At 45.9% G+C, this 20,279-nt stretch carries 19 protein-coding genes; 17 read left to right on the forward strand and 2 right to left on the reverse strand.

The features are described 5' to 3' along the window. Nucleotides 1-468 precede the first annotated feature (468 nt). The 5 genes from I2G69_RS01935 (at nt 469) to I2G69_RS01955 (ending at nt 6,226) form a co-directional block, all read left to right on the forward strand. The gene (locus I2G69_RS01935; RefSeq protein WP_195560105.1) at nt 469-1,212 is read left to right on the forward strand and encodes a M23 family metallopeptidase; all 744 of its coding nucleotides are present in this window, start codon (nt 469-471) and stop codon (nt 1,210-1,212) included. A 408-nt stretch (nt 1,213-1,620) separates the two neighbouring features. Then, the gene (locus I2G69_RS01940; protein ID WP_087234029.1) at nt 1,621-2,055 is read left to right on the forward strand and encodes a hypothetical protein; all 435 of its coding nucleotides are present in this window, start codon (nt 1,621-1,623) and stop codon (nt 2,053-2,055) included. 182 nt (nt 2,056-2,237) lie between these two features. Continuing rightward, nucleotides 2,238-3,632, forward strand: coding sequence for an undecaprenyl-phosphate glucose phosphotransferase (locus I2G69_RS01945; protein WP_191363145.1), 1,395 nt, complete (start codon nt 2,238-2,240; stop codon nt 3,630-3,632). Between the two features lie 150 nt (nt 3,633-3,782). Next, complete coding sequence (locus I2G69_RS01950) at nt 3,783-4,961, forward strand: EpsG family protein (protein WP_195560106.1); 1,179 nt, start codon at nt 3,783-3,785, stop codon at nt 4,959-4,961. A 56-nt stretch (nt 4,962-5,017) separates the two neighbouring features. Continuing rightward, nucleotides 5,018-6,226 (forward strand): EpsG family protein, encoded by a 1,209-nt coding sequence (locus I2G69_RS01955; protein ID WP_195560107.1) that lies wholly within the window; start codon nt 5,018-5,020, stop codon nt 6,224-6,226. 53 nt (nt 6,227-6,279) lie between these two features. On the opposite strand, the gene I2G69_RS01960 is transcribed toward I2G69_RS01955, so the two are convergent. Next, nucleotides 6,280-7,077: a ZIP family metal transporter gene (locus I2G69_RS01960; RefSeq protein WP_087234037.1), complete on the reverse strand. Its 798-nt coding sequence runs from the start codon at nt 7,075-7,077 to the stop codon at nt 6,280-6,282. A gap of 143 nt (nt 7,078-7,220) precedes the next feature. Further along, entirely contained in the window at nt 7,221-7,499 is a 279-nt protein-coding gene (gene spoIIID / locus I2G69_RS01965; protein WP_087234039.1) for a sporulation transcriptional regulator SpoIIID, read from the reverse strand. A 209-nt stretch (nt 7,500-7,708) separates the two neighbouring features. Between spoIIID and I2G69_RS01970 the strand changes: the two genes are divergently transcribed. The 12 genes from I2G69_RS01970 (at nt 7,709) to I2G69_RS02025 (ending at nt 20,220) form a co-directional block, all read left to right on the forward strand. After that, nucleotides 7,709-8,776: a glycosyltransferase family 2 protein gene (locus I2G69_RS01970; RefSeq protein WP_191363047.1), complete on the forward strand. Its 1,068-nt coding sequence runs from the start codon at nt 7,709-7,711 to the stop codon at nt 8,774-8,776. A gap of 121 nt (nt 8,777-8,897) precedes the next feature. Beyond that, nucleotides 8,898-10,283 carry a glycosyltransferase gene (locus tag I2G69_RS01975; protein WP_195560108.1) on the forward strand — a complete coding sequence of 462 codons (1,386 nt, stop codon included), beginning with the start codon at nt 8,898-8,900 and terminating at the stop codon, nt 10,281-10,283. 15 nt (nt 10,284-10,298) lie between these two features. Beyond that, nucleotides 10,299-11,261 (forward strand): hypothetical protein, encoded by a 963-nt coding sequence (locus I2G69_RS01980; protein ID WP_191448561.1) that lies wholly within the window; start codon nt 10,299-10,301, stop codon nt 11,259-11,261. A gap of 31 nt (nt 11,262-11,292) precedes the next feature. Next, complete coding sequence (locus I2G69_RS01985) at nt 11,293-13,368, forward strand: glycosyltransferase (protein WP_195560109.1); 2,076 nt, start codon at nt 11,293-11,295, stop codon at nt 13,366-13,368. A 13-nt stretch (nt 13,369-13,381) separates the two neighbouring features. Further along, nucleotides 13,382-14,515 carry a glycosyltransferase family 2 protein gene (locus I2G69_RS01990; protein ID WP_087234045.1) on the forward strand — a complete coding sequence of 378 codons (1,134 nt, stop codon included), beginning with the start codon at nt 13,382-13,384 and terminating at the stop codon, nt 14,513-14,515. 6 nt (nt 14,516-14,521) lie between these two features. Beyond that, on the forward strand, nt 14,522-15,289 hold the full coding sequence (locus I2G69_RS01995; protein WP_087234047.1) for an ABC transporter permease: 768 nt from the start codon (nt 14,522-14,524) through the stop codon (nt 15,287-15,289). A 12-nt stretch (nt 15,290-15,301) separates the two neighbouring features. Continuing rightward, on the forward strand, nt 15,302-16,039 hold the full coding sequence (locus I2G69_RS02000; RefSeq protein ID WP_087234048.1) for an ABC transporter ATP-binding protein: 738 nt from the start codon (nt 15,302-15,304) through the stop codon (nt 16,037-16,039). Between the two features lie 169 nt (nt 16,040-16,208). After that, nucleotides 16,209-17,108 carry an amino acid ABC transporter substrate-binding protein gene (locus tag I2G69_RS02005; protein WP_237966203.1) on the forward strand — a complete coding sequence of 300 codons (900 nt, stop codon included), beginning with the start codon at nt 16,209-16,211 and terminating at the stop codon, nt 17,106-17,108. Nucleotides 17,109-17,152: 44 nt separating this feature from the next. Further along, entirely contained in the window at nt 17,153-17,794 is a 642-nt protein-coding gene (locus I2G69_RS02010; RefSeq protein ID WP_087234050.1) for an amino acid ABC transporter permease, read from the forward strand. 13 nt (nt 17,795-17,807) lie between these two features. After that, nucleotides 17,808-18,572 (forward strand): amino acid ABC transporter ATP-binding protein, encoded by a 765-nt coding sequence (locus I2G69_RS02015; RefSeq protein WP_330610101.1) that lies wholly within the window; start codon nt 17,808-17,810, stop codon nt 18,570-18,572. Between the two features lie 418 nt (nt 18,573-18,990). Next, nucleotides 18,991-19,494 (forward strand): C39 family peptidase, encoded by a 504-nt coding sequence (locus I2G69_RS02020; RefSeq protein WP_195560110.1) that lies wholly within the window; start codon nt 18,991-18,993, stop codon nt 19,492-19,494. 159 nt (nt 19,495-19,653) lie between these two features. Then, nucleotides 19,654-20,220: a hypothetical protein gene (locus I2G69_RS02025; RefSeq protein WP_140400364.1), complete on the forward strand. Its 567-nt coding sequence runs from the start codon at nt 19,654-19,656 to the stop codon at nt 20,218-20,220. Nucleotides 20,221-20,279: the final 59 nt, after the last annotated feature.

Raw genomic sequence — 20,279 nt, forward strand, 5'->3', positions numbered from 1 at the left:
TAGATGGGCGCCTGCGAAGGCTTCTATCCATTGCCCCTTTATTATAGAGAAAGGCGGTACACATCTATGAGAATGGTTATTTTAATAGTTCCATTATAACACAGGCGGTCAAAAAATGTAAACGTTTGTTTGTGAAACTTTCGAGGGATTTCTTCCCAAAGCGTCCCTTTTTGGCAATTTCTACGGAAATTCGTTCAAAAAATCTACTGAAATAGTTTAAAGAATATTCATAGCATCGTAACAACTCAAATCGGTAAAGTGGGTATAATAAGAACCGTAATCAAGCAATGGAGCCGCACCAGAACTTGATACATGTTCTACCCTCCTCAATATACCCCTCAAGCTAAGAAGAAAGACCGAATCCGTAAGGGTTCGGTCTTTTTTCATTTGTTGTGTACGGTTCCTATTTTTGCAGCTGCCGCATATTCCCCGAAATAGGTGGCAAAAATAGACTCGGAGGTGCAACGAATGACTAACAACCACTATCAGAAGAACCATTCATCCGGAGGGGCTTCCAAAGGCTTTTACATTGCTCTGGGCGTCTGTTTAATTGCAATCAGTGTGGCCGCCTGGACGACGTATGATAGCGTTATCAACTATGCGACGCCGGAGGAGGAACCATCCAGCAGCCAAACAACGGCCTATCCAGCGAATGAAGCGGTGAGCGGCGTGTTGGAGGTCCCCGGAAGCAGCTCGCCGGGCACGACATCTTCCACACCATCCGCACCGCCGAGCACATCCCCCAGCAGCCAGGCGCCGCAATCCAAAGCGCCGGTTTCCTCGGAAGAGCCCGCCGTAAAGACCACGACGGTTCCATTGTCTTTTTCGTATCCGGTCGATGGAACGGTTGTGCAAAAATTTAGCATCGACAATCTAATCTATTCTAAAACGATGAAAGACTGGCGCGCGCATGCGGGGGTGGATTTCGCTGCGGAATTGGGCACGGAAGTGAAAGCGATCGCCGATGGGACCGTGAAAAACGCCTACCACGACGACCTATTTGGGAATGTCGTATATATCGAGCACGGCGAGACCGGCGGATGCTACTGTGGCCTGGAAACGATGGACGTGAAAGCCGGCGATACGGTCAAGGCCGGTCAAAAAATCGGGACGGTTGGGACAACCCCTTGTGAGAGCGCTGACGACCCACATCTACATTTTGCGGTTAAGAAGTCCGGCAAGTGGATTGACCCCCTCACAATCTTTGAATAGGCGCCCTCGGCAACGTTTAGGGGCATAAAAAGCAGAGTCAAGAGAGGAATCTTTTGACTCTGCTTTTTTGATCTCTGCCTGTAAAGTTTAGAATATATTCATAAAAATTACAAGAATGTTGCTGGAAATATTATTAATTTCGTGGTACACTATATACGAAATGAAAAGGCCCCTTCTTTTCGGTGAAGTGCGTTTCAATTGATGTAACGGGGTGGAGATTAAATTGGATGCGAGTTGTCCGTTCGGGTGAATCCTTAACAGTTTATTCATGAAATAGACACCGAACGTTACCATACCCAGCGGAAATTTTACTATACTTAAATAGACGGGGAAAGAGAACAGACAGGTTTGTATAGCCCGGTTCCCCACGGGCATACGGAATGAGACTGGTAGAAAGGAGGTACATTCGTGAACAGCAGAGGAGCGGTTCTGGTTTGTGTTACAGGCCAGCGCGATTGTGACAGATTGATTAAAGCAGGGAAGCGGATTGCAGAAGAGCGGTCGGTTCCACTGCATGTATTGTGTGTACAGCCGACTTCGGCGGGGTTCGATGCCGACTGTGAGGAGTTGGAGTATCTGCGGCAGACATCGCGCGACGTGCAGGCAGAAATGTCCGTCTATTTTCATGATGACGCAGCGTTGTTGGCAGTCGGGTTTGTAAAACAAATAGGAGCGACTCATATTGTGACGGGAATGGCGGAAGCCCCCGTTAATGGATTTGTGGAAGTCCTTCATAAGCTTTTGCCCCAAATCCCCATTTCCATGGTGGCAAAAGACGGCATCATATATAATATCTGCCCGACAAACAGAAAGGCAGTGCCCGCCAGAATGATGAATGCATAAGCTGGCGGCTGTTCCAGGGGTCCTGGCCTTGTGCCAGGACCCCTTTTTGCTCCCTCTAGATGGCAATTTACATCTCTTAAATTAGCAAGATGGAATTTTGCTTGTCTGCTTGCCATTTCATGGCCAATGCCGTACAATAGACACATCCCTGTGAAATCCGAAGAAAGGAGGGGGATACACAGATGCTCAAAGAAAACCAACGGATTTTTAATGTGACCATGGTGGTGCTGGATGCATGCATCTGCCTGATTTCTATGGTCCTGGCCTTTGTGATCCGTTTTAACGTGTTGGATGGTGGCCATGACCGCATTGGAATCGTCTACTATTTGAGGCTGATGGTCCTGGTAATCCCGTTTTATTTTTTATTGTATCAATATTTTGGCCTGCACGATTCCTTCCGAAGCAAAGCGCTTGTGTCGGAGATCGGAAAAATTGTTCAGGCGAATATGGTTGGTTCGATCTTTATCTTTGTGTTGGTCTTCTTTTTGAAGGAGGTCAACGTTTCCCGAATGGTCGTTGTGCTGTTCGCGGGGATGAATACCCTGTTCGGCTCCATCGAACGAGTGGCGATCCGGAAAATCCTGCGGCGCTTGCGCGAAAAGGGATATAACCTGAAGCAGCTCCTGATCGTCGGCTGGAACCAGGCGTCCGGAGAATTTTACGATAAGATCATGCTGAACCGCAGTCTGGGATACGACGTCTGCGGCTATCTGAGCGGGCAACCGGAAAATGTGGGGAAACGCAACCTTCCCTATCGGGGGACGTTCCAGGACCTTTCCAACCTTTTGGAAAATAAGGAGATCGACGAGGTGGTTATCTCGCTCGATTACGATGAATTCCCGGAGTTGGAGGAGATCATCGATACCTGCGAAAGGGAAGGGGTCAAATCCAGCCTGCTCCCCTTCTATACGAAATTCTTGCCCACCAGGCCGTATATCGACGTGGTGGAAGGCATGCCGCTCATCAACTTGCGCCGCGTGCCATTGGACAATTTGGTAAACGGCTTTTTAAAGCGGAGCTTTGATATTGTGGCTTCACTTTTGGGCCTGGTCCTTCTGTCCCCCGTCTTTTTGGGGGTGGCGATCGGCGTGAAATGTTCGTCCCCCGGTCCGGTGATCTACCGCCAGACACGCATCGGCCGCCGCAAGAGGGAATTTACTATGTATAAGTTCCGTTCCATGAGTACGGAGAACAATGCGGATATGACCACATGGGGAACCCGCAACGACGGACGCCGGACCGGGTTTGGGGCCTTTTTGCGCAAGTACAGCCTGGACGAGCTGCCGCAGCTCTGGAATGTGCTAAAAGGGGATATGAGCCTAGTAGGGCCGAGGCCCGAACGCCCGTATTTTGTAGAAAAGTTCCGGGAGGAGATCCCCCTGTATATGATGAAGCACCTTGTCCGCCCCGGGATTACGGGATGGGCCCAGGTCAATGGCTGGCGTGGGGATACCTCCATTGAAGAACGGATCAAATGTGACATTTATTACATTGAAAACTGGACCTTCCTTTTGGATATCAAGATCTTGTTCCTAACCATATTTAAAGGAATTGTGAACAAAAGCGAAGATCTCTGAAAAGGAAGGGATTCTGTGCTATAATGATTCCATAAATGCCTGTGAAAACGAAGATTTCCGCGTGGATAGAGCGTTGCGGCTACCCCAAAGCAGAGGGGACTGCCGTATTGCCGTTTGGCGGAAGGGTGTGGAAATAGGGAGGAGACAGCTTTGCTGCCGTATGTTTTGCTGTTGCTGTTTCTTGTTGTGTCTGGATTCCTCTTATGCGAACGGAATCCAAGCAGGAGGAAAGACGCGATTTACTTGGGGATCGCTTCCTTGGGGTTGATTCTCTTTGCTGCATTCCGCGGGGAGACGGTTGGCATTGACTATCCGATGTATCAGACATACTTTGAACAGATGCATCGGGAGGGATGGCAATTTTTGACCGGGCCACAGAATGAATACCGCATGGAGTTCGGCTTTAGCTTTCTCAACTTTGCGATTTCCCGGTTTACCGGGGATGTCCACGTCTTTATGGCGGTTGCGGCAACGATCCTGGTGCTATTGGCGGCCATTGCCATCTATCGGGATTGTTCCATTCCCTGGGTGGGGATGTTTATCTTTGTAAGTTTCCATTTTTTCGGCAATTCCATGAGTTTTATCCGGCAGTCCTTCGCCATTGGGATTTTCTTATTCGCCATTCGCTATCTCAAGGAAAAGCGTTTTGTGCCATATCTGTTGATCGTATTGCTGGCGGCGACGTTCCACAAGTCCATCCTGCTGCTGATTCCCTTCTATTTTTTGGCGCAGGTTCCCATTTGTTGGAAAACCCTTGCGGTGTATGGGACAGGGACGATTCTAATTATGGCCTTCTTCTGGCCGATTTTCGAATTTATCACCCAATTTGTTTACCAGTTCTATGCAACGGAGGAAGGGCTTTATTTCCTGCGTGGGCGCGATTGGCAGACCGCGTTTATCCCCGTATCCTTGGCGGTTGTGGCCCTTTTGTTGAAAGGCCACCTACTGCGGCAGAACCCACAGAATGGGGCGCTGGTCCATCTGGCGGTATGCACGGGTTTGCTCTTTATTTTAACTTGCCAACATTATATTTTTCAGCGGATTGGAAATATTTTCTTTGCCGGCGCGATTTTTTTGCTCCCCGAGCTCCTTAAAGGGATCCGGATCGAACCCGCTGCGGACGAGGACTTGGAGCAGCGGAGGTTCCAGATGCGGTCCGAACGGAAGCAGCAGATGCGGGAGCGCCGGAAGAGGAAGAGTGTGGAGAACTGGCACCGGCAATATTATTATTACAGCCTCGGCGTTACGCTCTTTTTTGGCACCCTATATTATATCTGGTTCCTGCTGCAGAACCGCATCAATCTGATTCCCTATGTGACCTTTTTTTAAAGAGGATATTTGTGCTTAGAGGCGCAATATAAAACGATAAGAAAGAGGGCGACTATATGTGGGCATATGCCATCATTGTATTTAGCATCTTAATTCTTGGCCTGCTTTTGGGGGAATGGAAACCGAGCCGGAAAAAGGAGATTTTATACCTTTGTATTTCCTCGGTGATCCTAATTGTTTTTTCTTCTATCCGGGCGACCAACGTGGGGATTGATTATTTCCAGTTTTATGTGCCGTTTTTTGAGAATGTCCACAGCGGCGGTTGGGGGTATTTAATCAGCGATGCGAACACCTACCGGTCTGAATTTGGGTTCAGCCTGTTGACATATCTGATTTCCTTTGTTACGGGAAACCCCTTTGTTTATGCGGCGGTGATCGCTGTTTTTATGGTCGGCCTGACCGCGCTAGTGCTCTATCGGGACTGCCCGAAACCGTGGGTTGGGATGTTCATTTTTGTCGCCTTCAACTTCTTTGGGAACACGCTGAGCTATCTCCGCCAGTCTTTGGCAATCGCTATTTTCCTATTTGCCATTCGCTATATCAAGGAAAAGCGGATCGTCCCATACATGTTGCTGGTTTTGTTGGCGGCGAGCTTTCACAATTCCCTGCTGCTGGTGATCCCCATCTATTTCCTGGCGCAGATTCCGGTCAACCGGGTTTCTATGGGCGTCTATGCGGGCGTTACGGTTCTGGTACTGATCTTTTCCTGGCAGCTCTTTGACCTGGTCACGCAGTTTGTCTATCAATATTATGCGACTGAGCAGAACCTCTACTTTATGAATGGCCGCGACTTCATGACGGGATTTGTGCCAGTTTTGGCCATGGTGATGATCATCGGCTTCAAAAAACTGTTGCTCAAACAAAATCCAAGGAATGTGGTTTTGGTCAATCTTGCCATGTATGCAGGGATCTTTTTCATCTTGACCTGGAAGCATTTCCTGTTCCAGCGGATTGGCAATATCTTCTTTACCGCTGCGATTTTGTATATCCCGGAGCTGTTGGCTGCCTTGCAATCCACCGCCACCGAAGAAGAGAAAGAAAAACGCTTTCTGGCGGGCAAAGGTAGCTGGCGCAATTATGGTTATTACTATGGTTTGGCGGCTGTCATGGCCTTTGGGTTGATCTATTACTTCTGGTTCATCGAGCAAAACCGCATCAACCTCTTGCCGTTCTATACCGTCTTCCAGGAGATCCAGGTGAGCGCTCTGCGCGTACAGGCGATTACGACGACCATCCTGAATACTTTGGTGCAAACCTTTGGATAATAAGAAGGAGACGCTCTTTTTACAGAACGTCTCCCGTTTCTTCTATGGACTTCTCAACCGAGCGCTACGTCTAAAATCATCATCACCAGGAAACCAAGCATGACGCCCGCCGTCCCTGGGTGGGAATGTTCGCCGAGGTGTGCTTCCGGAATAAGTTCCTCCACCACAACATAGATCATCGCGCCTGCGGCAAAGGAAAGGAACCAGGGCATCAATGGCGTCACCGAACCAGCGATTAAAACCGCCAATAGGCCGCCAATCGGTTCGACAATCCCGGAGAGCGCCCCGTATGCGAACGACCGGGTGGCCGACAAGCCTTCTTGCCGCAAGGGAAGGGAAATTGCTGCGCCCTCTGGAAAATTTTGAAGGCCCATTCCGAGGGCCAATGCCATTGCAGCCGCCAACGTCACCGGCGCGCCTTCCTGTGCGACAAGCGCAAAGGACAGGCCGACTGCCATGCCTTCGGGGATATTGTGCAGCGTCACGGCAAACACCAACATGGTCGTACGCTTTAGTGAGGAAGAAATCCCCTCCGGTTGGTCGCTGCCCGGGTGCAGATGGGGAAGGAGCCGGTCGAGCAGCATTAAAAACAGGCCCCCCAAGACAAAACCACCCGCTGCGGGAATCCATCCGATTTGCCCCTGCTCCTCTGCCATTTCAATCGAAGGGATCAGCAGGGACCATACGGAAGCGGCAATCATGACGCCGGCGGCAAATCCTAAGAAAATGCGCTGTAGATTTGCCTTTACCCCTTTGCGGAATAAAAAAACCATAGCTGCGCCCATAGCGGTACAGAGGAAGGTGAATCCCGTCCCGATCAAGGCCAGCCATGCGGGATGCAATCCTTGCATGGACGTCCTCCTTTTCCGACTCCCGATATATGGATTATAATCACGAGAATCGTTATTATGATTATAGAGGAGGAACGTTTGAAATGCAATGGAATTTTTCGCAGGCCCTCCCATCTGGTTCCATCGGAGGGAGGTTTCTACTTTTACCGGTTGGAATTGGGCACAGCGGCCAAGGAACCCTTTTTGTATTTCATCCTGGTGGCCATGCCGCCGCGGATATGCCGCTGCGCTTTGTTTACCTCTAGCACATTTTTTACTTCCCGATAGAGCTGTGGATCGACATATTTTAAACGCTGGGCGACATCTTTATGTACCGTGCTTTTGCTGACGCCAAACTTTTTGGCTGCTTTTCGGACTGTGGCCTTGTTTTCGATGATATATTCGCCGAGCTCGACAGCGCGCTCTTCAACGATGCCTTTCATGGTACGCCCCCCTGTTCTAGTTAGGGCATGTTCAGATTGCAAGCTCAAGACATGGAAAACGGTGCGGTTTTCGCTTGAACGCGCCCTATGCTACCAAATATATGTGGGGGGACCCGAGAATATGAAGGGGCCGTCCTCTGGCGGTTGTTCTGGGGTGCGGCCTATGATATAATTCTAAAGAATGAGCTTTACTGTTGGAGGGACAAAGAATGGATGCCCCAAAGGTCAGTGTGATTGTACCGGTTTACAACTGTGAGGACTATATTGCAAGGTGCATACAGTCCCTATTGGCGCAGACATTACGCGAAATAGAAATTATCGCGATCGACGATGGGTCAACGGACAAATCGGGTGCGATATTGGATCGATATGCTGAAAAAGACCAACGCCTTCGCGTATTTCATCAGAAAAACGGCGGGGTGTCCGCAGCACGGAATAAGGGGCTTCAATACGCGCAAGGAACCTATATCGGTTTTGTGGATGGGGACGACTATGTAGAACCTGATATGTACCAAGAGCTCTTGGCCGCTGTCGATCATCGGGCAGAAGTCGCGATATGTGGTTACGACCTGCAATTTGTTGGACATCGGGAAACTCGGCCATGTCAAGGGGCGCCCCTGATCCGAATCACATCTCCATCGGATTTTTATATGCAATATTTTTGGAAGTCTCCAAATCTGTGGGATAAAATTTATTGCAGGCAGATGATCGAGCAAAGGCGGGTATCTTTTTCCGGTGATGTTGGAGAGGATCTTTTGTTTAACCTGGAACTGCTCCCCCATTTAAAGACCGCAGCGATTGTACAAAAGGTTTTATATCACTATGTACAGAGAAAAAACTCTATTATTCACAGAGGTAATTGGAAAATCCTGCGGCAAGGAGATCTTTTCGAAAACTATCTTGTGAAGTTCTGTGGGAAAGCATCTATGGAAGAGGAGCAGAGCCCTCTACTTTATATTTCTTTCTTCTCGGTGTTAACGGGTTATTTGTGCTCTGCGAAGACAGCTTCGAGGCCATTTGGCTCTCTAAAACATCATATTTATAAATTGACTTGGGACACACAATTATGTGCGATTTGCGAAAAAGCCATGCAGAGTGGGGAGTTGTATAAACTGAGAAAGAAATGTTTGATCACGCCAGCGTTTTACCAGATCGAAAAGTGGCTTTGTTTTTTGCTGAAGCACCGGATGGTCCGTGCTTCTTCAGCGGTTATTTGGATGATAAGCCGGTTGTATGTAAAAAGTCACTTGGAGGATGAAACAATACTTTTCGCATAGTGATCAAAAGGACTCGGTTGACGGCAAAGACCGATTTACCTCAAGCGTATGCTTCATTTCGGAATGGCAAAATTGATAGGGATTGGTAAATTGTGGGTGTGAAAGGAAGTGGCTATTCGCAGTGAAAACGTTATTATCTATTTGCAGATATTATGGTTTAAAGGGAACAGCCGCAAAAGTTTGGGAAAAATATGTTGTTGACCGAAAGCGTTTTCACACAGACGGGAAGACGGAAGTACCCACTTTTCCACCTTGTCCAGAGAGAGAACTTCCGGTTATAAAAGAGAGGGTTCAACCGTTCTGTATCTATTATTTGGTCCATTATTTTTATCCGAACCGGCAGGGCGGGACGGAGCGCTTTGTATTCAATATGGCGCGGGCCCAACAGGAAAAAGGGCACCGGGTAAAAGTTTTTACTCTGGGTACGGCAGATTGTAACGAGTACCCATTTTCAGTAGGAGATATCCTGTATCGGACCTTCCTCTTTGAAGGGCTTGAAGTGGTAGAGTTTCGCTATCGCAAGACACCTTATGGGTTGTTTTATAAACGCATCGATCCGAATGATCGATCCATGCATCGTTTTGCCATGTATTTTCTGAAGCAGGATTGTCCGGACATGGTGCATTGTGCCTATCCGCAGCCGATGGCGGCGTTTTTGCAGGCGTGTACAGAGCGTGAGATTCCCTATGTTGTGACATTGACGGACTTCAATATTTTCTGCCACTATGCTACAATGGTAGACCGGCAGGGACATTTTTGCCCCGGCTGTAAACAGGGACGGCGATGCGCAGCGGTATGCAAAACGAATACGGTTCCGGACTTTTCCCAGCGTTATAGATATGCAGCTCAACTTTTGCAAAAGGCTGCTGCTGTTTCCGTACCCTCCGAATTTGTGGCGTCCGTGGTTCATCAGGAATTTCCGGAGGTTGTGCCATATGTGATCCCGCATGGGATTGCACCCGAATTTTCTTTTTCCCGTGGGCCGGTCAATCGAGTCAAGGCTTTTGCGTATGTAGGCACCTTTTCGGAATTGAAAGGAATCCATATGCTCATTGCTGCTTTCCGACGCCTGTCTGGAGCTTATACATTGGAGCTGTATGGGACAGGAACGGATGCCTATGAACGGCAATTAAAGCAGCTAGCAGGAAACGATCAAAGGGTTCACTTTCGTGGGCCGGTTGCGTTTAAGCGCATGCCGGAGATTTACCGAACACACGATTGTATTGTTGTCCCCTCCCTGTGGTATGAGACGTATAATTTCGTGGTTCGTGAGGCAATCGCTACAGGATGCTTGGTGGTGGCTTCCCAGATGGGGGCAATGCCGGAAGCGATACAAGAGGGGAAGAATGGCTTTCTTTTTAAAGCAGGGGATGAAGACGCACTGCTGAATGCCTTGGAATGCGCCGCTCATTTCTCCGGCGATGGTTTCCCGTCGAGGCAACCGTCTACGATAGAGGAAGCAAGCAAGTATGAAGCGATCTACAGGCAATATGTTCCTATAAAATAATGTATGAGAGATTTGGTGACGATCATGAAGCAGTTTTTAAAAAAGATTCTTCCTCCACCGACTGCTTCCTTCAATCGGGAAGTAGAGCATATCCTTACGGCAATGCAGTCGAATCATCAGGACTTATCCAAAATACATGAAGAAAATGTTAGACTTCAGAGGGAAATTGCTGCGTTAAAGCAAGAAGTATCGGACTTGAAAGGATCGAAAGCACGGCTTACGGAAGAAATACGGTTGCAGACAAATCAAACGAACCGAATGCTTGCAGAGCGCAAAACGGCAGAGGACACGTTGCTGAAGGACCTAAAAGGCAGGCAATCGGAAGTATTGTGGGGCGAAATTTTTCGGGATACCATTGTAAATAGCATTTGGCTGAAAGATAAGAGCTTTTCGCCAGGCCGTTGGGCGGCAGGTTATCCATTTTTATATGCGCTTTATCGTGTTTTGGACGAGGCGCGACCAAAGCGGATTTTGGAACTTGGATTGGGCCAGACGACTCGGATGATCGGCCAATATGCGTCGGCATTTGAAGATGTACAGCATATCGTTATTGAACACGATCCGGAATGGATTGCATTTTTCAAGAGAAGCTTTTCGTTTGGAGAACGTACAACTCTCTTACAATTGCCTCTGGAGGAAAGCGCGTATTTGGAAGATAACAAGGTCCTATCTTATAAGGGGTTTACAGATGCCTTAGAGGGAAAATCATTTGATCTAATTTCGATTGATGGCCCTTTTGGAGGGAATGCAAAAATATACTCGCGTGTGGATGTCTTGCGATTATTCCCGAACTGCCTGATGGACTCTTTTGCTGTGTTGTTGGATGATTTCGATCGTCTGGGAGAACGGCGGACTATGGCGAAAATGGAGCTGAATTTAAAGGATCATGGGATTGCCTATCATGTGGGTAGGTTCGTCGGACAGAAAGAGACGCGGATATTGACCTCAGAAAATTGGAAATTTTTGTGTTCGATGTAAATCGTACAATGATCATTAAGGAGATTTTTTCATGAAACAGAGTTGGGTTAATGTAGCGTTTATCTGTGATAGTGGTTATGTAATTCCTACAGTTGTGGCAATGCATTCGCTGATCCTTAATAAAAATATCAATACGAATTATCACATACATCTAATTGAAACGGATCTAGATCAATCAGCCATTACATTGTTTAAAGAACTGGAATGTGATGATGTGCGTATTCATATCGTTCATGCTTCTGTGGATTCATTAAAAAAGTTGCATACATTTGATAGCCATTCGCATTGTGTAGCTACGGTAGCAGCGTTACTAAAATTCTATCTCCCTACCTTATTGCCAGAATGTGAAAAGGTTTTGTATTTGGATGGAGATATCCTTGTATTAAAAGATTTATTCGACTTATATTCATATGATTTTTCTTTGAATCATGAATTAGCATGCGCTGTTATAGATAGTGGCAGTATATATTATAAGCATAAATATGTGCAGCAAGTTCAACACTATTTTAATTCAGGAGTAATGTTGCTGAACTTGGCGAGAATGAGAAACGAAAGTATCTCGGAAGTATTGGTTCAAAAAAAGCAGGAATTAAATGATTCATCATTAATGGATCAGAATGTGTTTAATTTGGTTTTTGATGGGCAAGTGCACTTGTTATCCATACAATATAATGTCTTATTAGTAAATCTTATACGAGCGAAAAAGAAGTATAAATTAGAGGATATCAATGTTACGTACGGAAGTAATTACTCTAGTTTAGGAGAAATCATAGAATTTGCATCTATTGTTCATTTTTCTTCGAAAGACAAGCCATGGAAATATCAGGATGTTCCATGGGCGGACGAATGGTACCATTATTTTCAAGGGTCACCGGTTGGAGATAAAGTTCTAGAAAGAAAATGCTTAGAAGATGAAAATCTACAAAATGAAGTAGCTGGGGAATATGGAACTTCTCGATTAAAAGGGCATACACCAAAAGTGTCAATTGTGATGCCTGTATATAATGTGGAAAGTTATTTGGAAGAGAGTTTACAAAGCATATTAAGCCAAACTTTCCAAGATATCGAAATTATTTGTGTAAACGACGGGTCCACAGATCGTTCAGAAGCGATACTGAAATCTATAGCCAAAAAAGATCTACGAGTTATCGTTATTAATCAGAGTAATCAAGGCCAATCTGCGGCAAGAAATGTGGGTGTTAAAACAGCACATGGAAAGTACATTTATTTTATGGATAGTGACGATAAGCTAGAGGAGAACGCTATAGAGATTTTATATCGAGAAGCGGAAAAGGAGGAGTTGGACTTATTGCTTTTCGATGGGACATCGTTTTATGAAACATCGGAACTTGAAAAACAATTTCCACAATATAAAACGTATTATAAGAGGACTTATAAGTATAAAAAGGTACGATTAGGTTGCGATCTATACGTTGAGATGGTTAGAAATGGTGATTTTAAAGTCTCTCCATGCCTTCAGTTCTTCAATAGGGATTTTTTGTTGAGAAACAATATATGCTATAAAAATGGAATTATTCATGAGGATAATTTATTTGCGTTTATAAGTATCTTACAAGCAAACCGAGCAGCGCATATACCGGATGTTTTATTTATTAGGAGAGTACACGAAAGCTCTACCATGACTACGGAAGTGGGATTTAAAAATTTTAAAGGATATTTTATATGTGCTATCTTGATGATGCAATTTTTAAGCAATCGATCGTTTAAAAGCGCTGTCGTTTTAGCAGCATCTCAACAGATAAGTTCTTATATAAAAACTGCACGTAATATTTATATGCAATTAACTAGGAAAGAACGGGCAGAAATACATGATTTATCTGAAGTAGAAAAGTTGTATTTTCAAAAACTGGTCCAAGACGCTATTAACCCAACAGCTTATGTTGAAAGGAATAGTGGAAATACAGAAGCTATTTATCAAGAACTTCAATTCTATAAAAAAGAGCTGGAAAATGTAAAAAAATCGTTTTCTTTTAGAATTGGACGTTTTATTACTTTTATCCCCAGGAAGATTCGAGGGACAATCCGGTGTTATCGGGAACATGGACTTATGTATACGCTCCATTGTATTTTTTATGGTTCACCGTAATGGGGGTTAGACGATGGATACACCAAAGATATCGGTTATCATTCCTGTCTATAATGCGGAGAAATATTTAGAAAAGTGTTTGGATAGTATTTTGCAGCAAACCTTTAGGGAGATAGAAGTGATCTGTGTAGATGATGGTTCTCAGGATGCTTCAAAACAAATACTTCGGAGATATGCTTCCCAAGATGCACGTGTAATTGTTGTTGAGCAGAAAAATATGTATGCAGGAGTAGCTCGGAACCGAGGGATGGAGCTTGCAAAGGGAAAATATTTGATCTTTTTGGATGCGGACGATTTCTTTCACCCAGATATGTTGAGGAGGGCTTACGCATGCAGTGAACAATACAGGGCAGATATTACGATATTTAATGTAAAATGTTTTTCCGACCAAACAAAGATTACTTTTAAAGGAAAGTGGTTATATAATAAAGATTTAATACCGCAAAAGCAGCCTTTTTCAATGCATGATATATATTCTCAAATTTTTCAAATCACAACAGCGGCGCCGTGGAACAAATTGTTTAATAGGGAATTCATACAAAGGGAACAAATCCTTTTTCAGGGGACACGTAGTACAAACGACGTATATTTTGTAAATTTGGCGTTGGCACTTGCAGAGCGGATTGTCACAATTGACCGCTCTTTATTGTATTACCGCGTAGATACAAAAAATAATTTGCAAAACACACAAGAACAATCCCCCCTTGACTTTTATACAGCATGTAGAGCTTTAAAGAAGTCTTTAGAGCAGAGAAAGGCCTTTCAGAATGTAGAGCAAAGCTTTGTAAATTTTGCTTTAAGCTGTACAATGAATGCTCTACGAAAGGTAAAGAACGAAGAGAGCTTTCGGGATATATGCGAATGTTTTCGGAGAGAGATTGCTATGGAATTAGGCATCCATTCTCATATAGAGGATCGTGATTATTTTTACAACGATGAAGATTATAGAATTTTGATCCATTTATGTAACGCATCCATTCCTAGCAATAAGGATTCTATTTTTAATTTAACAGGGTCTAACAACCTTGATAAGAAGCCGTTACCCGGATTACGGAAGTGGCGAGGAATTCTTTTGTGTTTCTATCATCACGGATTGTTCTATACTTTAAATGAAGTATTAAAAACGTTAAAAAATAGATTAGGGTGAACGAACATGTTACAAAAAATGCGGAAATACCAGTTCCTCTTTGAGGAGCTGGTAAAAAGAGATTTTAAGAAAAAGTACAAACGCACCGTATTGGGGATGTTTTGGAGCGTCCTATCCCCTTTGCTGATGTTGTTGGTCATGAGTTTGGTTTTTACGCAGTTCTTTGGGCGGTCTACGCCCCATTATACGATTTATCTTTTTAGTGGACAGCTGGTATTTTCCTATTTTACCGATGCGACAAATAGTGGTATGTCCTCGTTGATGGACAATTCCACAATATTTTCAAAAATTAATGTACCCAAATACATGTTTTTATTGTCGAAAAACGTCTCGTCCTTCATCAATTTTTGTTTGACATTAGTCGTGTTCCTTCTCTTTGTGGCGATCGATGGGATTCCATTCCGTTGGACCTTCCTTTTGCTGCTCTACCCAATCGGATGCCTGGTTGTGTTCAATATCGGCATGGGACTTATCCTATCTGCGCTGTATATGGTTTTCAAAGATGTCAAATATCTCTATACGGTGGTTACACAGGTCATTATGTATTTTTCTGCAATCTTCTATAACATAGAAGCGTTTTCTCTGCACATCCGCTATCTGTTCTATCTAAATCCTATTTTTGTTTATATCCGCTATTTCCGCAAGATTGTAATTGAAAACGATATCCCGGAGCCGAGTTTCCATCTATTGTGCGCCTTTTACGCGTTGGTTGTCTTATTGATCGGTGCATTCATCTATAAGAAATACAATTATAAGTTCCTGTATTATGTGTAAGGAGGCATTACGATGATCATAGAAGCGAAGGATGTCTCCATCCGCTATATCCTAGGGGACTTTAAAGACATCGGGATCAAGGAGTATGTGCTCCGCAAAATCAAGCGGAATTACCACGTACGGGAATTCTGGGCCGTGGACGGCGTATCGTTCACATTGGAACGCGGGGACATGCTTGGGATCATTGGCAGCAATGGCGCGGGAAAATCCACGCTCCTAAAGGCTGTCACCGGCATTATGGTGCCAACAAAGGGCTGGGTCAAGGTCAACGGTTCCATTGCCGCGTTGCTGGAATTGGCCAGTGGCTTTGACGGGGATTTGACCGTGCGCGAAAATACGTATCTGCGCGGGGCGATGCTCGGCTATACCCGCAAATTTATGAACGAAAAGTATGAGGAGATCATCGACTTTTCGGGCTTGCAAGAGTTTCAGGACCGTCCCTTCAAGCAGCTCTCCTCCGGTATGAAATCCCGGCTGGCATTTTCCATTGCCTGCTTGGTACGGCCGGATGTCTTGATTCTGGATGAGGTCCTCTCCGTAGGCGACGGCGCGTTCCGGAAAAAGAGCGAAGAAAAAATGATGGAGATCATCAATGGCGGCGCAACCACAATCTTAGTTTCCCATCTGTTGGAGCAGGTGCGAAGTATGTGCAACAAAGCCCTTTGGCTGGAGCGTGGGAAGCAGATTGCCTTTGGTGACGCCAACGAGCTCTGCGACCGCTATGAAGAATTCTTAAGCCAAAAAAAATAGGCGAATTTTTGGAAAAGTGGCATTAAGAGGCGCATTAGCCTCTTTACTTTATCTCGCTAATCTAGTATTATATTGGTATATCACCCCTCCACACTCCCGGCAGCGGTCCGGCGCGGCAGCGGAGGGGCTTTATCTGACTTTTGAGAGATTTAAGAAGGAGAGAGTACGCATGAAAAAACTGTGGGGAATTTTTCTGGCGGCGCTGATGGTCATCGGCTGCGTGGGATGTGGCAACGGAGCAACAGGGAATGGAGACGACGCTGCGGGATTGGCCACGAATGGCGATATGGCGTCGGAAACCGGAGGAGAGGCGGCTGACGAATCTTGGACAAAGGTCGAAAGCGCGGGCCAGCTCATACTGGGCTTGGACGATGCATTCCCGCCGATGGGCTTTGTCGATACGCAGACCGGCGAATTGGTTGGGTTTGACATCGATGTAGCAACCGAGGTGTGCAGCCGGCTGGGGATTGAGCTGGTCACACAGCCCATCGATTGGGATAGCAAATCCGCAGAGCTCAGCAATGGGAATGTCGACTGCCTCTGGAACGGCTTCAGTGAAACGCCGGAGCGCGCAGAGGAATTTAATCTCAGTATCCCTTATATGAAGAACGACCAGATCATCTTAGTGAAATCCGATTCCACCTATCAGGGTTTGAACGATCTGGCGGGAAAGATTGTCGGGGTGCAAGCGGATTCTTCTGCTGAGGTTGCGCTGAATGAGAACCCTGACTTCAAGGATACGCTTCAAGAAGTCGTACAGATCGACGACTATTCCAAGGCTGTTATGGAAATCCAGAATGGAACCATTGATGCGATTGCCATCGACGAAGTGGTGGCGCGCTACTATTTGCAGAACAACCCCGGCGCCTATACCATCTTGCAGGATGAAAACGGCGACGACGCTTCCCTGGCAGAGGAAAACTATGTCATCGGTTTCCGCAAGGGCGACGACGCTTTGAAGGAAAAAGTAGAGGGCGCTTTGAAAGAGATGTCGGCAGACGGCACGTTGGCGGAAATCTCCAACAAGTGGTTCGGGGAAGACGTCACAACGATTCCGGCGGAGGAATAAGAAGCAATTTCCATGAAAAGGGCTGAAAAGGAGGTGGTTGCAGCGTGAATTACCAGGTATTGCTGTCCCAGATGTTGGAAGGGACGCTGATGTCGCTGCGCATCTTTTTTTCCACGCTGCTTTTTTCCTTGCCACTGGGATTGTTGGTGGCGCTGGGACGTATGTCCAAAAATCCGATCATTAATTTGCCTGTGCGGTTCTACATACTGGTGATGCGCGGTACGCCGCTGATGCTGCAATTGCTGTTTATCTTTTATGGCTTAAAGCCCATTTTTGGTATTCAGCTCGACCGCGTGATTTCCGCGCAGGTGGCATTTGCCTTAAATTATGCCGCCTATTTTGCAGAGATTTTCCGTGGAGGAATCGAAGGAATCCCGCAGGGACAGCATGAGGCGGCAAAGGTGTTGGGCTTTACCAAGAAACAAACCTTCTTCCGAATTGTTTTGCCGCAGGTGGTCAAGCGGATCATCCCGCCGATGGGCAACGAGTTCATCACATTGGTCAAGGATACATCGCTGGCCCAGGCGATCGGCGTGGTCGAATTGCTGCGTATTACGGAAAATTGGGTATCTTCGGCGGTCGACATGACCCCATTCCTGATCGCGGGTATTTTCTATCTGGTGATGAATGGCATCGTGACGCGCTGCTTTACCGTGGCAGAAAAGCGCCTCAGCTATTACCGTTAGGAGGGGAAGGACCGTGGAGATATTACAGGCAGAACAAATTCGAAAGAGCTTTGATGGAAACGAAGTGCTGAAAGGGATTTCTATCTCTGTGAATAAGGGCGAAGTACTGGCGATCATCGGCCCTTCCGGTTCCGGGAAGAGCACCTTTCTGCGCTGCGTCACCCAGTTGGAGACGGTCGATTCCGGCGCCATCACCCTGTGTGGGGAGACGTTGGTCAAAAACGGGCCGGATGGGAAGGCGGTCTATGCGGATAAAGCGACATGCAGCCGCATTGGTCTGCGCATTGGCCTGGTGTTTCAGAATTTTAACCTGTTCCCGCATTTTTCTGTGCTGCGCAATATTACGGAAGCTCCGGTCCGTGTGCTGGGAAAGAAGCGGGAGGAGGCGGAGGCAACCGCGCGCGAGCTATTGAAAAAAATGAACCTGGCGGACAAGGCGGACGCCTATCCCTATCAGCTTTCCGGAGGACAGCAGCAGCGGGTTTCCATTGCGCGCGCGTTGGCCATGGAACCGGAAATCCTGTTTTTTGACGAGCCAACTTCCGCGCTGGACCCTGAGTTGACTGGGGAGATCCTCAAGGTAATCCGGGAGCTTGCCGCAGAGCATATGACCATGGTGGTCGTTACCCATGAGATGAAGTTTGCCCACGATGTGGCCGACTATGTGGTGTTTATGGATGACGGCACGATTGTCGAACAGGGAAAACCGGAACAGCTCTTTGACAGCTCCACCAATGAACGCACCCGCGCGTTTTTGGCGCGGTATCACGATATGTAAAAAAGACTCTACAATCACTATCCTAAGCTGTAGAATAGCGATTGTAGAGGATTATTTTTATGTACACATATGGCATCTAAAGTAAGCGATGACTTCTTTAGATGCCATTTTATTATTAAATGATATTAATTAAAAAATATTGACTAATAGTAAAAAATATAGTAAATTTATATCAGAAAGGGTGATTTCAATGAGAAAGATTGATTTATAAATTGTACATAGACAATACAAGGAGGTAATATTATGAAAAAGAGTATATTTACTTTATTGACGATCGCTTTGCTGTTTTGTAATAAATACGCAGACAGTATTTGCAATTCCGCAACCTTTTATTAGAAAATTCTCTATAGAGTCGTTGCAGGGAATCTGTCCAAGTGAATATGTCAGTGCGAATGCCGCATCACTTGCAAAGGGGAAGATGTTGCTTCGTTCAAAAGGCAGAGGGGAAATATCCATAAAACGTTGGCAACAAAGCGGACAATCTTACAGCAATGACTTAATGCAGGTACAAAATGTTGATATAGGAACATATGGTTGTATGCTTACAAGTTTTACAATGGTTGCAGATTATCTGAGAAATTTAGATTATGATCCTGGACGGGTCAATAAGATTATTACAACGGCCGCTTGTCCTTTTCAATCTGTCGTCGCAGGTCAACGTTGTAGCTTATCAGTAGATGTGAATGAATTTAAAAACGTATCTGTAGCCGATACAGCGGCTTATGTCGCGGATGGAATCAGTCAAGGCTTGCCAGTGATTATTGGAATGGAAAACAGCTATACAACGCATTTTGTAGTCGCATATGCTTATAGCAGCGAATTAGTTTATATTAAGGATCCAGCATCCGACAATAAAGCAACTTTACAGGACTATACGAATAATGGATATTGGGTGAATCGAATTTTAAGGTATAGCTATTAATCATGCAAAAAGGAGCTTGTTATGAAGTGGACTTTCTTCTTTGGAGCGGTGGTTTTCTTATGCTTTGCGTTGCTTGCTTGCACAACGGCCCCAGGGCCCTCGGATGATCGTTTTGATAAGGGGAGTCCCCTTTCTTCTGCTGGGCCGTCGGAAATCCCTGTGGGAACATCAACGCCGGCAGAGCCGGACGCCATTCAGGAAATCCAAGGATACTCCCTGAAAGATGCCGGATTGACGATCACAGCGGATCAGGTTTTTTCCGACCCCAATACAGATCAAAAGCGCATTATATGGGACACATGGCACATGGAGGATGCGACACAGGAATGGTTTTCTGTAAAACGCGCAGATTATGGAGGAAATCTCACCTTTGTGACGGTTGAAACCACAGAAAGTGGAATCGATTATACCTCCCACGTGATGTTCCTTTTACAATGCTACCGCGGCGAAGATTTGGCAGATGGAAACACCATACAGATTCAAGGGGAACAAGTCCCAGTAGAGGAACTCCGCGAAAAAGAGGTCTGCGAAGTTGATGGGTGGATGGTGTGTGACCTGACCAGCTATGTACTGCCGGAAGGGTTTCCAGCGACTATGGAGAAATGGGAGCAGGAGAATCCAGGAGACTACGATTACCAATGGACATTCGAAGTCTATGATGCGTTTAAACAAAATCTTTCGAATTGGATACAAGTGGGCACCGCATCGGAACCGGCTATGACTTGATCTTTTGTCCGGCAATGTTTTAAGACCCTTCTAACGCTTTTTTCACTGGATACTACGGA

It is taken from the genome of Anaeromassilibacillus sp. D41t1_190614_C2 (genome assembly GCF_015558525.1).
In the GTDB taxonomy this organism is placed as follows: Bacteria; Bacillota; Clostridia; order Oscillospirales; family Acutalibacteraceae; genus Anaeromassilibacillus; species Anaeromassilibacillus stercoravium.

Excerpts from the sequence above, each read along its gene's own strand:
- I2G69_RS01935 (WP_195560105.1), top strand. The coding sequence starts at position 469 with ATGACTAACAACCACTATCAGAAGAACCATTCATCCGGAGGGGCTTCC.
- I2G69_RS01945 (WP_191363145.1), top strand. The coding sequence starts at position 2,238 with ATGCTCAAAGAAAACCAACGGATTTTTAATGTGACCATGGTGGTGCTG.
- I2G69_RS01955 (WP_195560107.1), top strand. The coding sequence starts at position 5,018 with ATGTGGGCATATGCCATCATTGTATTTAGCATCTTAATTCTTGGCCTG.
- I2G69_RS01960 (WP_087234037.1), bottom strand. The coding sequence starts at position 7,077 with ATGCAAGGATTGCATCCCGCATGGCTGGCCTTGATCGGGACGGGATTC.
- spoIIID (WP_087234039.1), bottom strand. The coding sequence starts at position 7,499 with ATGAAAGGCATCGTTGAAGAGCGCGCTGTCGAGCTCGGCGAATATATC.
- I2G69_RS01970 (WP_191363047.1), top strand. The coding sequence starts at position 7,709 with ATGGATGCCCCAAAGGTCAGTGTGATTGTACCGGTTTACAACTGTGAG.
- I2G69_RS01985 (WP_195560109.1), top strand. The coding sequence starts at position 11,293 with ATGAAACAGAGTTGGGTTAATGTAGCGTTTATCTGTGATAGTGGTTAT.
- I2G69_RS01990 (WP_087234045.1), top strand. The coding sequence starts at position 13,382 with ATGGATACACCAAAGATATCGGTTATCATTCCTGTCTATAATGCGGAG.
- I2G69_RS01995 (WP_087234047.1), top strand. The coding sequence starts at position 14,522 with ATGTTACAAAAAATGCGGAAATACCAGTTCCTCTTTGAGGAGCTGGTA.
- I2G69_RS02000 (WP_087234048.1), top strand. The coding sequence starts at position 15,302 with ATGATCATAGAAGCGAAGGATGTCTCCATCCGCTATATCCTAGGGGAC.
- I2G69_RS02005 (WP_237966203.1), top strand. The coding sequence starts at position 16,209 with ATGAAAAAACTGTGGGGAATTTTTCTGGCGGCGCTGATGGTCATCGGC.
- I2G69_RS02020 (WP_195560110.1), top strand. The coding sequence starts at position 18,991 with ATGTTGCTTCGTTCAAAAGGCAGAGGGGAAATATCCATAAAACGTTGG.